At 68.7% G+C, this 13,284-nt stretch carries 8 protein-coding genes and 1 pseudogene; 3 read left to right on the top strand and 6 right to left on the bottom strand.

The genetic code is table 11. The annotated features are described in order from the left end of the window. Positions 1–562: 562 nt before the first annotated feature. Positions 563–2,455 (bottom strand): response regulator, encoded by a 1,893-nt coding sequence (locus IT306_13330; GenBank protein ID MCC7369404.1) that lies wholly within the window; start codon positions 2,453–2,455, stop codon positions 563–565. A 332-nt stretch (positions 2,456–2,787) separates the two neighbouring features. Between IT306_13330 and IT306_13335 the strand changes: the two genes are divergently transcribed. After that, complete coding sequence (locus tag IT306_13335) at positions 2,788–3,066, top strand: hypothetical protein (protein MCC7369405.1); 279 nt, start codon at positions 2,788–2,790, stop codon at positions 3,064–3,066. A gap of 433 nt (positions 3,067–3,499) precedes the next feature. Beyond that, the gene (locus IT306_13340) at positions 3,500–5,596 is read left to right on the top strand and encodes a hypothetical protein (protein ID MCC7369406.1); all 2,097 of its coding nucleotides are present in this window, start codon (positions 3,500–3,502) and stop codon (positions 5,594–5,596) included. Between the two features lie 111 nt (positions 5,597–5,707). On the opposite strand, the gene IT306_13345 is transcribed toward IT306_13340, so the two are convergent. From IT306_13345 to IT306_13360, 4 genes and pseudogenes are all read right to left on the bottom strand, one after another. Beyond that, positions 5,708–7,855, bottom strand: coding sequence for an EAL domain-containing protein (locus IT306_13345; GenBank protein ID MCC7369407.1), 2,148 nt, complete (start codon positions 7,853–7,855; stop codon positions 5,708–5,710). 431 nt (positions 7,856–8,286) lie between these two features. Further along, positions 8,287–8,955, bottom strand: coding sequence for a cytidylate kinase-like family protein (locus tag IT306_13350; protein MCC7369408.1), 669 nt, complete (start codon positions 8,953–8,955; stop codon positions 8,287–8,289). A gap of 218 nt (positions 8,956–9,173) precedes the next feature. Beyond that, positions 9,174–9,599, bottom strand: coding sequence for a PH domain-containing protein (locus IT306_13355; protein ID MCC7369409.1), 426 nt, complete (start codon positions 9,597–9,599; stop codon positions 9,174–9,176). Between the two features lie 12 nt (positions 9,600–9,611). Further along, positions 9,612–9,686: pseudogene (locus IT306_13360) on the bottom strand (zinc-ribbon domain-containing protein). 395 nt (positions 9,687–10,081) lie between these two features. Here IT306_13360 and IT306_13365 point away from each other — a divergent pair. Continuing rightward, the gene (locus tag IT306_13365) at positions 10,082–11,593 is read left to right on the top strand and encodes a hypothetical protein (GenBank protein MCC7369410.1); all 1,512 of its coding nucleotides are present in this window, start codon (positions 10,082–10,084) and stop codon (positions 11,591–11,593) included. A gap of 238 nt (positions 11,594–11,831) precedes the next feature. Here IT306_13365 and rplL read toward each other — a convergent pair whose 3' ends face one another. After that, a complete protein-coding gene (gene rplL / locus IT306_13370; GenBank protein MCC7369411.1) occupies positions 11,832–12,779 on the bottom strand; it encodes a 50S ribosomal protein L7/L12 in 948 nt (315 codons plus the stop codon). Between the last annotated feature and the right edge of the window lie 505 nt (positions 12,780–13,284).

Consider the following 13,284-nt stretch of genomic DNA (forward strand, 5'->3'; position numbering starts at 1 on the left):
TAACTCCTACCAGATAGGGAGCAGCGTCGCGCTCGCCCACGCACTGCGCCAAATGAGCGGCCTTCGACGATGGTGCGGAGGTCTCGGTTCTCCTGGTGAGCCAGCTTCCGAGTTATGACCAGGCCTCGATTAATTGAGTCATTGGGTCGAAGCAGTTGAGCAAGGTGGTAAAGATCCAGCCACTTGCAGGGATGCCCGATGCGTGCATGGTCGCGAATCGCATACCAGAGATTAAACCCATCCACATACAGGTTCACTCGCATGAAGGGCTCTTGAAGGGCTCTTAACGAAGCTGAGACCGCCATTGCTGGCGGTCTCGCACCTCGTCACCGAAGTGACGAGGGGGTTCACAAGAGTAGTGAAAACAATCGTGTACAAGCTTGGCACGCCCCCCATCCTGCCTATAACGACGTAGTACGCGTGGGCTACAACCAATCATCGTCTTGCTGGACGTGCAGTACGGCTGACGGACGATAGCATAGCTGGGGCATCGCAATGACGCAAATGCCTGTGCACTACTGTGCCCGCTACTCGGTGGTTGCGCGATACCGAGTGGAGTGGTTCAGGCGGGGGCGGCGTGCGGCTGGCCCGGATGCGCCCCCGTGTGCGCCAGCGCCGCGCGGATCGCCCGTGCCAGCTCGGCGTCGGTGCAGGGCTTCGGCAGGACGGCGTTCACACCAGCCGCCGTATACGCTGGATCATCAGGCCCGACAGCTGAGCCCGTCATCAAGATCACCGCGCCGGCCAGCCCGCGTGCCTGGATCTCGGCGGCCACTGCCCGCCCCGAGCAATCCGGCAGACCCTCATCAATGCACACTAGATCCCAGGTTCCCGTTTCCAGCAGCGCCAGCGCCGATGCCGCGTCTGGGGCCGACTCGACCCGCCGGGCGTCCAGGGCCAGCCGCCGCGAGAAGATCGCCCGGAACGAGGCGTCATCGTCGATCACCAGGATGGTGCGCTCCTGAAGCTCTGGGGCCAGGTCGACCGGCGCCGCCGGTTTCGGGCGGGGGACCGCAAGCCGCTGCCCGTGCCGGAGCTGTGCGGCTGGCAGCTGCAGGGTGACGCAGGTGCCGGCGCCCTGACCGCTCGTCACGCGGACCTCGCCACCGTGCCGTGCCACCACGGCGTGCAGGATCGCCATGCCCATGCCGGTGCCGCGCTTGCCCTTGGTGGTGAAGAACGGCTCGAAGAGGCGGGCCTGAACCGAGGGGGACATCCCCTGCCCGGTGTCCTGACAGGTGACGGTCACCACGCCGTCCGCAAGATCGCCGCGCAGGCCGAGCCGGCCGCCTTCGGGCATTGCGTCAACGGCGTTGAGGATGACGTTGACCACGATCTCTCGCAGGTCCGCCGCCACGCCCCGGATCAAGAGCGGCTGGCCTACCTCCACGGTCGGCTCGATCGCGATGCCCCGCTGGAGCGCTTCGTCGTGCCAGCGCATGCGCGTCAGGTCGACCGCGTCCACCAGCACCTGCCCGAGATCGACCAGCTCCAGCGTGTCTGCTCCCTGGGCCGGCTCACCTCGGCTGGCGCGTAGCAGCCGCTGGGCAAGGCCCGCGCCGTCAAGGGCGGCCTGGTGGATCAGCCGGAGGCCGCTCGCATGGGCGTCGGCGGTTGGCGCGTGGCCGTTCGTCGCCGCCAGCAGCTCGGAGGACTGTCCGGCCACGGCCCCGAGCAGGTTGTTCAGGCCGTGTGCCACGCTCGCCGCAAGGTGTCCAAGCTGTACGAGGTGGGCATCACCCGCCGGGGCATCACCCGCCGGGGCATCACCCGCCGGGGCATCACCCGCCGGGGCATCACCCGCCGGGGCATCACCCGCCGGGGCGAGCGTCCTGGCATCGACTGACCGGTGCTCTGCTACTGGCCTGGACGTGGACGACGCGGCCATCTCACGCAGGGCGGCCATCTCACGCAGGGCGGCCATCTCACGTGGGGCGGCCATCTCACGTGGGGCGACCATCTCACGCGAGGCGGGCTGTCCGTACTCCTGCTGGTGCGGCCCGGCCTCGCCGGCCGGCGCGAGCGACACGCTTGTGAGCCAGACTGTCGAGCCGTCGACGAGCTGCAGGTCGAGGCTGACGCGGGCGTATCCAGCGTGCTGCGCGGCCACCTGTCCGAGTACAGCAGCCACCAACCGAACGCGGACCGGCGGGGCGGCGTCGAGCGCCTCGCCCGTCGGCAGCCCGATGGACGCGCGATCCGCGGCGGCGACCAGTTGCTGACTGCCCGGCACGAGCTGCGCGGCGAGTGCGCCGAGCTGCAGCGCGAGCGTTGACGGCTCCGGCGGCTCGGAAGCCTCCAGCCGGCTGCACGCCCGGGTCAGCGAGCTGGCGACCCGGGCGGCGGCCCGTTGCAGCTGCGCCTCGGCGGCTGACGGGCAGCCTGCGCCCTCGATCACCTCGACGAGCGCATCGAGGAGGCTCGTGCTGATGCGCGCGCTAGTCAACGGTCCCATAGCTGGCGTGATGCTCGTTTCCAGGTGATCGCACGCACACGGCGTCTGGTGGTCACACCGGGTAGCTCCGGTATTGCGCGCTCACACCTCAGAACGGGACGGCGCTGCCCTCCGGGACTAGGGGGCAGGGCAGTTTGCCTACAGAACAGAAGATTGGGCACAGAAAACCTGTTGCGGGACCATCAAACGGCCGATAGGAGCCGGGCGTTCCGTCTGACCGAACCGGGCGTCACGTACTCTCAACATCCGTGCCAGCCCGCCGATACTCAAGGTACGAGGGGCGCTTGAAGAGCATGGATGCCGCGCCGCTTGACCCTCAGGGATGAACGTTCGTGGACACAATGAGCTATCTCCGCCAGCCACAGCCGCGCCGAGGCCGGCCAGATCCGGACCCCGCGCAGCTTGAGTTGATCCATCTGAAGCTGGCCCACGCGCAGCTGCTCCGCTATGCCCAGGATCTGAAGCTGGCCTACGAGGCCGAGCGTGCGCGCCGCGTCGAGCTGACGCAGGTGACCCTCGAGCTGGTGACGGCCCTGGCGGTGCTGCCGACGCAGACGGCAGCACCCACCCCGCCGGACCCGAGCATCGGCGGCCACAAGCAGGCCGCCTGAGCCGGTCCAGGCACGCGCGTGTGCCCTCGCGTGTGTGGCGGAGCGTCTGGCGGCGCTCTGCTTCCCGCCCGCCCGCTTGATGGCGTGTCCGGGGCGAGGTTACTCCCGGGTCGGGGGGTGAGGTCACCTCAGATGTGTGCACTGCACAGGCGGTCGTAGCTTCGACAGGGCAGGCATGAGGCTGCTCGGAGCAGACGCCGTACCATCGTCCTGCCCCGGCCGGTACGACTGTTTGCTTGCACCAGGACCACCGACTCTCGTGCCACATTGCGACTGACCGATACGATCCGACTGAGACCTACAGGTGTGGAGCACTGGTCTCATCGGAGCAATCGTGGCTGGTCAAACCTACTCGCCTTACCGAAGAACCCCGGGACGCGCGTCGGCAGGCACACCCGCCGCCGGCCGTGCGAGCAATCTCAATCGTGCTGTTGTGCGCCGGAGCGGCCTCTCTCAGGCGATCCTCGCTGCTGACGAACACCCGAAGCCGGTCAAGAGCCGGACCAGTTCGGGGACGCCGGCTGGCGGGCTGGCCGACCCGATGGCGCGTCGCTGGGTGCTGCTCGGCGGCCTGGGCATCCTGTCCAGCCTGCTGCTGACGGTGGCCGTGGCCCTGCTCAGCTCGCGCGGCGTGGCCTCGGCGGACGTGCCGCAGGTTGCCGCCGAGGCCCCGACCCGCAACCGGGTGACCCTCGTCCGCGAGATCGGCGGCGTACCGCGCTCCCCGACGCCCGGCACCGGCATGACGGCAGCCGCTCCCGCTGCCCCCGGCTCCGTGGCGGTTGCAGACGCAAGCGCCAGCGCCGGCCAGAGTGTCGCCGCCAGTGCGCTGCGCCAGTTGCGCCGCGTTGGCCGCGCCATCGTTACCACCGACGGTATCCGCCGCCTGGCGCTTGGCGGCGCAGTCCCGTTTGCCGATGGCAACGCGGCGACGGCGTTCCTCTTCTCCGATGAGACATCCGAGGTTGCGCTGGGCGAGAGCACGACGGACAGCCCGTTCTTGAGGATGATGGGGCGGATGACTGGGGATGCCACCGGCGAGCTGGTGGCGCTGGCCAGCCCGGTTGCGGCCACCTCCACCCCGACCCCGTCCGGCCGCGTCGCTGCCGCCACGACGACCCCATCCAGCCGGACGGCTGATGCGACCACCACGCCGGTCACGCAGCCAACCTCGACGCCCGTGCCGGCGACCGCGACCAGTGTGCCGCCGACCGCCACCAGCGTCCCAGCCACGGCAACGCCCGTCCCCGCAACGGCGACGCCAGTCGTCGTGACGGCCACGACCGTGCCCCCAACCCAGACCCCGATCATTGTGACCGCCACGCCCGAGCCGACCCGTCGCGCCACCCGCACCCCGACTCCCGAGGTGGTGATCGTCACGGCGACACCGTGGACCTCGATCATCCCCAACGTGCCGGGTATCAACGGGACGATCCCCTGGCTGGCTCAGCCGACGAACACGCCGATGCCGACCGCCACCCCGTACATCCCGCCGACGGCCGCCCCGACCAACACGCCGATCCCCACCGCCACTCCGTACGTGGTGCCGGACCCCCGCTCGAACCCTGCCTCAGCGCAGCCCCGGAGCGCCGAGTCGGCCCCGGCCGCGCCGGCTGGCGCCCCGCCGATCCTGGCCGAGGCTGGCACGCGCACCCCGGCGACCCCACAGGCGCAGCCCGCAAACGGCACGCCGGCCCCCCGCGCCACCAGCCGGGAGGCCCAGCCCCAGCCGACGCAGGCTGCCGCCGAGGCCCCGCGCGATCCGTCGGTCCTCGACAAGCTGGCGACCCGTGCCCTGCTGGCCATCAACGCCGCACGGGCTCAGGCTGGCGCGCTGCCCCTGACCCGCAACGCCGCCCTGGATGTCTCGTCTGCGCTGCACGCCCAGTACGACGTGGCCACCGGCCAGGTTGAAGGAAACTTCCAGACGCGCGGCACGCCGCACTTCGTGGGGGAGACCCCGAGCGCCCGCGCCGCCCGGGCCGCCAGCGGCCGGTCGCCGGCCATCGAGCGCGTCGCCGAGGTCATGGCCCTTGGCGAGGCCGAGCCTGAGAAGGTGGTGCAGGGCTGGCTCGACAGCGTCTTCCACCGTGTGCTCGTGCTCGATCTGGCGACCCAGTATGCGGGGTATGGCCAGACGACCAGCGCCAGCGCCACGACGGCGGTCCTCGATCTGGGCGGCCGGCGGGACGTCGCCAACGCCTCGGGCTGGTTCCCGGCCTCTGGCGCGACGGAAGTCCCGACGCGCTGCGCCTGCGACGACTACGCCGAGATGACGGGGAAGCCAGGCCCGTTCGGCTACCCGGTCACGCTCCTGCTCGGACCGCAGCGCCCGCAGGGGATGCCGGCCCTGGCTCGCCTGAGCGAAGGCTCCGAGAACGGCCCCGACGTGGCCGCCGAGCTGGTGGACGCCTACGGCAACCCGACGCTCCTGCCGGCCGCGCCGCTCAAGCCGAACACGGTCTACGTGGTCAAGCTGGCCTGGACGAACGGTCCGAGCGTCAGTTGGAGCTTCACGACCGGCAACTAGGCCAGGCCAGGGCTTGGGTCGAAGATCATGGGTTGTGGGGAGATATCATCCCCACGACCCACGACCCACGACCCACGACCCACGACCCACGACCCACGACCCACGACCCGCCTACGTAATCAGGGGACGCCGACGCTGCAGGAGCGCTCGGAGTGCGTCCTCCGGAATCGGGCGCGAGAGCAGGTAGCCCTGGCCCTGGTCGAGGTTGGCCTCACGCAGCCGCGCGAGCTGCTCGTCCGTCTCGATGCCCTCTGCTGAGACTTCCAGCCCGAGCGTGTGGGCAAGGCTGGCGACAGCCCGTACCACCTGAACGGCTGCGGGGTCGAGCGGCCCCAGGAACGAAGGGTCGAGCTTCAGGGCACGGACCGGCATCCGCCGCAACGATGTCAGCGAGGCCTGCCCCGTCCCGAAATCATCGATGGTGACCTGGACGCCGAGCGCTCGCAGCGCCTCGAGCCGCGTCAGGGCCGTCCGCACGTCCTCGATCAGGATGCCCTCGACGACCTCCAGGTGCAGGCTCGCGGGATTGAGCCCGGACGCCACGAGTGCCCGCTCGACCTGCTTCACGAGGTGTGGATGCTGGAACTGCCGGGCCGAGAGGTTCACGCCGATCGTCGGGGGTGGGCCGTCGGCGACGGTGCGTTGCCACTCAGCGGCCTGCCGGCAGGCCTCGTCCAGCACCCACTGGCCCATGGGCAGGATCAGGCCCGTCTCCTCGGCCAGCGGCAGAAAGTCCAGTGGCAAGACGAGGCCGCGCGTCGGGTGCTGCCAGCGCGCCAGCGCCTCCGCGCCGATCATGACGCCGCTCGCCAGCTCGACAATCGGCTGATAGACCAGGCGCATCTGCCCCTGGTCGAGCGCCGCCGCCAGCTCGCTTTCCAGGCTGGCCCGTGCGACCCATGCCGCTTGCATCGAGTGGTCGAAGACGACGCTCTGGCCCTTGCCCTGGCTCTTGGCCCGGTACATCGCCACGTCGGCGAAGCGGAGCAGATCGGCCGGCTGCACCTCGCCCAGCATCCCGAAGGCGATGCCGATGCTCGATCCGATATGCAAGTCTCGCCCCTCGAAGGTGAACGGCGTCTGGAGCCGTTCGAGGATGCGCGAGGCGACCCGCTCGGCCTCGCCGACGTGCGGGATGTCTTCGAGCAGGATGGTGAACTCGTCGCCGCCCAGCCGCGCCACGGTGTCGCCAGGGCGGACGCACGAGCGCAGCCGCTGGCCGAACGCGATCAGGAGCTGATCTCCGATCAGGTGGCCGAGGGTGTCGTTGACGGCCTTGAAGCCGTCCAGATCGAGGAACATCACGGCGACGCCGAGGTTGTTGCGGCGCGCGCCGGCCAGCGCGCGCTCGATGCTGTACATGAACAGCACCCGGTTCGGCAGCCCGGTCAGCGAGTCGAAGAACGCCTGCCGGGCCAGTTGATCCTCGAACGCCTTGCGCTCGGTGACGTCCCGCGAGTTGACGACGATGCCGCCAATCGTCGGGTGGCTGAGCAGGTTCGACCCGATGGCCTCCAGGTAGCGCCAGGAGCCGTCGGCATGGCGGCAGCGGAAATCGACGGTCGCCTGGGCCGACGCGTCCGTCGAGCAGGATGCGAAGGTGGCGGCGACCCGCGCGGCGTCCTCGGGATGCACGAGGTCGTAGAGGCTCGCGCCGGTCAGGGCGTCAGGCGCGTAGCCGAGCACCCGATCCACGGATGGGCTGTGCCAGAGGATGATGCCGTCCGCCCCGAGGATCGTCATCAGGTCGGAGCTGTTCTGCACCAGCGAGCGGAAACGGTCCTCGCTCTGGCGCAGCGCCGCCTCGGCCCGCTTGCGGGTGGTGATGTCCCGAGCGATGATGACGCGGTGGGCCTGTGAGCCGAGCCGCAGCGAGGTGACGCCGATCTCCACGTCGACGGGGTGCCCGTCCTGGTGGATGACGACGGTCTCGTGGTGGCTGACCACGTGCCCGCTCGCCGTGTGTACGTCAAGGAGGCTGGCCAGGGCCGGCCGCTGCTCGTCGGCAATGACCGAGAAGAGGGACGGCTGGGCCAGCAGCTCGTCCAGCGAGTAGCCGGTGATCTGGCAGAAGGCGTCGTTGACGTAGAGCGGGCGCTCGCCGTCGACGATCACCAGCCCCTCGCCGACCTCGCGCTGGGCTTCGAGGAGCGCCTGGAACAGCTCGGTGCGGCGTCGGAGGACATCTTCCAGTCGCTCGCCGGGGAGCACCCGCGCGGTCTCACCACTGTGCTCACGGTTCCTACGACCGAAATTCATGCAGCCGCCGCGCCTCGATCTGTTGTGAAACGGCGACGCAAGAGAGGGTCACCGCGCACGAATTCTATCCGAGACCGGCGCGGAGCTACACGACGCGAACAGCGCTGTGACGAGTTCTTGGCACACCTGTGAGCTTGAGATAAGGAGTGCACATGCGCCACGCTCCGTTACCCCAGGCTGAAGCCGGCGATTTCTCCGTCATCCCGAGCGAAGTGAGCTTGCGAACGCAGTCGAGGGATCTTCCTTGCACCTCGGAACGGGGAAGATCCCTCCACTTCGCTCGTACCTCGCCGCGCTCGGGATGACGGGGTACTGCTCGTACCTCGCCGCGGTCGGGATGACGAGAGGGTGTGCTCGTTCCTCGCGTAGCCTGCCCTGAGCATGCCGAATGGGGTCGGGATGACAGACCTGTGTTGTCCGGCTCGACGGGGCTAGCGGCGGCTGCCGACCAGCCGCGAGGACTCGTCCTTGCTCTGCCGCGCCAGGCTCTCCAGCTTCGTCATCGAGGCGGCTGTCGGGTTGTACGCCCCCAGCTCGATCATCTTGACCAGGATGTCCACGGCGGACGGCACTTCCAGCACCGCCGTGTTCATCACGATGCTGTGGTGCATCGGATCGAGCCAGTCCACCTGGAACAGGTAGCGATGGTAGTTGGCGCGGTCACGGTCGGCGCGCCGCACGATCTCTTCGGCCTGCTCGCGGGTCATCGGGCCGGGCCGGCCGCCAGCGCCGCGCTCCATGATCCGCGCCACCCGGGTGGGGACCGGCGCGATGAACAGCGCCCGCAGCGCATGATCGACGTCTCGGAGCAGCATGCCGGCGCCACGCCCGAGGAAGACCACGTTGTCGCGCAGGGCCACATCGTAGACGACGGTCCGGAGGAGGACGTTGTAGCGGCGGCGCTCCTGGTCGAGCCGTTCGAGCAGACCAGGCTGGCGCTCCAGCAGCTCGGGCGCGGACTCCTTGATGCCGCCGTACGCCTCAGCCTCTTCCAGGAGCGCTTTCTTATCGAGGAGTCGATACCCGAGCCGCGTCGCCAGATCCCGGGCGACATCGCCCCCCCAGGTGCCTTCCTCGCGGGAGACCGACACAATCGCCATGATCTCCTCCTTCACTCGGGTAACGTGACGGCGATGGCACGCTGACCCTCCGGGCCGGCCACGCCAGCCCAACGGCGGCCGCCACAGTGCCGGATTGTAGCACGGGTGGTCAACCGCGCCGACCGGTATTTCCCCCGCGCGCCCTGCGATTCGCACAGGCCTCCGCCCAGGCGTCTTCGTGTCTGACTCGGAGGGGCGCGCCTGTCCGGACAGGGCTGTCAGTGCAGGTCGTCGTCGCTCTCGACCTGCCGCACGCGGTAGCGCCGCCGCTGCTCCTGCACGGCCTGCCGGATCAGCTCTTTGACCTGCTCTGGCTCCTCCACGTCGTGCAGCACGACGGTGGGGGAGGTCGCGTCCGTCCCGACCACGGTGATGGTGCCGATGCCCAGGGCGCGCTGCGCCAGGCTCTGCTCGTAGGCGACGTCCCGCACGCGCGTCAACTCGACCTCTTCGGTGGCGCGGCTGAGGAGGCCGCGCACGATACGCAGCCGCTGGCTGGTCAGCACCCAGCGGATGGCGTGGGTCTCGATGGGGTTGAGCAGGCCGTGGGGTGTCCCTTCCCAGAGGATCTCTTCGCCGGCCGGCGCGGCGGGCGGTGAGGCTGGGGCGGCGAATGGGGCGGCCTGGGATGCGGCTGGTGGCACGGCGTCAGGCGTCAACGGCCGCCCGCACTGGGCACAAAATCGGTCGGCGTCGGCGTGCTGGCGCCCACAGCCTGGGCAGTACGGCATAGCGCCCTCCCGGGAAACGTGTCCGCTGGTAGTGTGCCATGTGGGCGGCGCTGCGCCGGCCGAACCGGCGTGCGCTCCCGTCGAACCGGCGTGCGCCACCGTCGAACCGGCGTGCGCCACCGTCGAACCGGCGTGCGCTACCAGGGCGCGGCATTCTCGTTCTTACGGCTGGAGGCATGGCACACTGTTCTGTCATCTTCCGTTGATTTGGCCTGTCGTGGGGCCGCGTCCTGGTGCGGGCGTCTTCCCGTGGACACCGCCATGATCCTGCTTCGTTCGCCGACGCTCGTGATCCGCGCATGAGCGGTCGGCGGCAGTCGATGATGAGCTCTCGATCCTTCTGCGAAAGGTCGTCCATGCGCCTGACGTACTCTCGGCCTCCGGTCGCTGCGCGTGTGCTGGTTCTGCTGCTCCTGGCCGTGCTGGTCGCTGGTGGGGGCGTCCTGCCGCCGGCAGGCGCAACGACGGCGAGCGCGCAGAGCGACCCACGCTATTTTGCCGATACGGGCTTCAAGATCGACGACGACAAGATCTGGGACTATTTCACCAAGCGTGGCGGCAAGCGGACGTTCGGCCTGCCGACCTCGCGGACGTTCCAGTTCATGGGCGCGCCGACGCAGTTCTTCCAGCGGCACGTGCTCCAGGTGGGGAGCGGCGGCGTCCGCACGCTCAACCTGCTGGAGGACGCCTTCCTGCCGTACACCACCATCGGCGGGACGACGTTCCCGGCCGTCGATCTGAGCGTGACGGCGGCTGCTCCGAAGGCTGGCAGCGCCACCTACAACGCCGACGTGCTCAAGTTCCTGGAGACGTACGCGCCGGACACCTGGGAGGGCGAGCCGGTCAACTTCTCGGACACGTTCAGCGACACGGTGACGCTGGCCGACGCCTTTCCTGAAGGCGGCGGCAGCGCCGGCCTGCTGACCCTCCTCAACCTGGAGATCTGGGGCCTGCCGACCTCCAAGCCGGCCCGCGACCCGGCCAACAACGACTTCGTCTTTCTGCGGTTCCAGCGCGGCGTGATGCACTACGACAAGGGCTGCAAGTGCACACAAGGGCTGTTGCTGGCCGATGCCCTGAAGGCGATCATCACCGGGACCAACCTGCCTGATGACCTGGCGGCTCAGGCGGCGGACAGCCCGCTGCTGGGCCAGTACAGCATGGAGGTCCACAACGGCCCGCTGAAGCAGGGCCTGCCGGCCGGCATCGAGCTGGGGAACGCGTTCCGCCCGTCGCTGGACACGGCGGCGGCCGGCCCGGTGCCCGCGTTGCAGCCGGCGACAGCCCAGAGCGGCAGCCCGGCCGCGAAGCCGGGCGGCAACACCCAGGCGGGTGAGCCGAAGCCGGCCCCGACGGCGGCGCCGAGTGGCCCGCCGACGAACCTGGACCCGAAGGAGTACCTGGCGAAAGTCGCGGATGCGGGGAAGGGCGCGGAGGAGCAGGAGAAGGAGTTCAAGAAGGGCTCCGACAACAACACCGCGTGGGCCTCAAACCGCATCGAGCGTGACCGCAGCTGGGCGAACTACAACAGCGGCCCGGTCACCATCGCCAGCAAGATCATCATCGCCCGTGACTCGGAGGCCGCGAAGAAGGTCTTCGAGGATGAGAAGAAGCTGAACGAGAAGTTTCCCGAGGCCAAGGACAAGGTCGGCGGGAAGTTCGAGTTCAACACGGCCGGCGATCAGGACGTCGGTGAGGAGGCCGTGGGGCTGTCAGCGTGTATCACGGCGGGCTGCAGCGTCAAGGATGACGACGACAACCTGATCCACCGTCGGATGGTGTTCCGGCTCAACAACTTCGTGGGCGTGGTGTACACGTTCGGGATGTCGGTGCCGGAGGGGAACACGCAGGCGTACTCGCGGCTGATCGCCGAGAAGATGGTGGGGCGCATCCGCAAGGATCTGTGAGGCGTCAGTCTTCAGTGATCAGTTTTCAGCTCTCAGAGGACGTGCTGTGACCCACATCCTCTGACGACTGAAAACTGAGAACTCAAGACTGATCATTCACAGCTCGCGCAGAGAGGCCCGGGGCGCATCCGCCCCGGGCCTCTCCGCGACTCTTCAGTTCTCAGTGCTCAGTTGTCAGTCTTCAGATCGTGAACCGTGGCTCGAACCCTCTGATCACTGACCACTGATCACTGACCACTTACTTGACGTCCACCGTGGCGCCAGCCTCGCGCAGCTTGGCAGCCGCGGACTCGGCCTCGTCCTTCGCGACGGCTTCCTTGATCGCCTTCGGGGCGGCCTCGACCAGATCCTTGGCCTCCTTCAGGCCGAGGCTGGTCAGCTCGCGGACCGCCTTGATGACGTTGATCTTGTTCGCGCCGAAGTTGGTGAGGATGACGTCGAACTCGGTCTGCTCCTCAGCCGGGGCAGCCGCCGCCGCGCCACCATCGCCGCCAGCAGCCGCGGCAGCCGGGGCCATCGCCACCGCCGCCGTCACGCCCCAGCGATCCTCGAGCGCCTTCTTCAGCTCGACCAGGTCCAGCACCGACATCTTCTCGATCGATGCAATCAGCTCGTCGTTGGCCATTCCCGTACCCTCCTGAGTCGCGCCGGACTCTTCTAGCTGCTGGCGGCGTGCTTCAATCACGCCAAGCAAGTTCTGCAACGGTGCGTTGATGACGCCCAGGAACGAGGTCAATGGTCCGACCACCGCTCCCAGCGCCTGGCCGAGCACGACCCCACGCGGCGGAAGCTCCGCGATCCGCGTGATATCGTCGGCGGTGACGCGGCGATCCCCCAGGATGCCGCCCTTGATGGTCAGGTTGACCGTGCGCGAGACCCGCAGGTACTCCTGCAGCGACTTCGCCAACGCGGCCGGGTCTTCGTACCCGAACGCGATCGCCGATGGCCCCTTGAGATTCTCGACGAGGCCAGCCCGGCCTGCTTGCTCGGCGGCAAAGCGGGTCAGGGTGTTCTTGGCGACCTGATACTCGGCTCCAGCCTGACGCAGCCGTCCGCGCAAGTCCGACATCTCGCTGACGGTCAGGCCACGGTAGTCCGTGACGATGACGATCTGACTGCGAGAGAGCTTGTCGGTCAGATCGCTGACGGTCTGCTCCTTCTGCGCTCGTACTTCAGCCTTCGGCACTCGGTCACCTCCTTTCTCTGTCTCGGACCGCCACACGGGGGTGCGGCGTCCGGCTGCTTGTTACCGCTAGAGAGGCAGGAAGGTTGCCGGCTCCCCAGGAAACACAAACGCCCCGCGCACGTGGCCGGGGCGACAGGAGCAGGCTGGTGATCGGGAGCAGGAGCGCAGGGCTCCGGTACGGATCACGAGCAGGGTCCAGGCAGCCTCGGCGGGCGGAGATTGAGCGCCTCTGGGCAGGGCGCACCCGCTGTCTTCAGCAGTGGTTGCGATGATCGGTATGCAGTTGTCGCGTGGGCGAAAGTCTACGCGAGCCAGCGTTGCACCTGCAAGCAGGAGGTGCGTCGGGGCAGGGCGATTGCATGTTGATGTCGTCGTGCAGCCTTGTCGGGGCTTGAAAGCCCCGCCTACGATCCTGCAGTCGCTGCGCGACGCTCCAGTCGCACCAGTGCCTGCCGTTCCCGACGGCCGTCGCGCAGCGACGGCGTGACTGTAGGCGGGGACTTCA

Source organism: Chloroflexota bacterium (assembly GCA_020850535.1).
GTDB lineage: Bacteria > Chloroflexota > UBA6077 > UBA6077 > JACCZL01 > JADZEM01.

What these genes read in the sequence shown, in the direction of transcription:
- IT306_13350 (MCC7369408.1), bottom strand. Translation starts at nt 8,955, where the DNA reads ATGGCGATTGTGTCGGTCTCCCGCGAGGAAGGCACCTGGGGGGGCGAT.
- IT306_13345 (MCC7369407.1), bottom strand. Translation starts at nt 7,855, where the DNA reads ATGAATTTCGGTCGTAGGAACCGTGAGCACAGTGGTGAGACCGCGCGG.
- IT306_13330 (MCC7369404.1), bottom strand. Translation starts at nt 2,455, where the DNA reads ATGGGACCGTTGACTAGCGCGCGCATCAGCACGAGCCTCCTCGATGCG.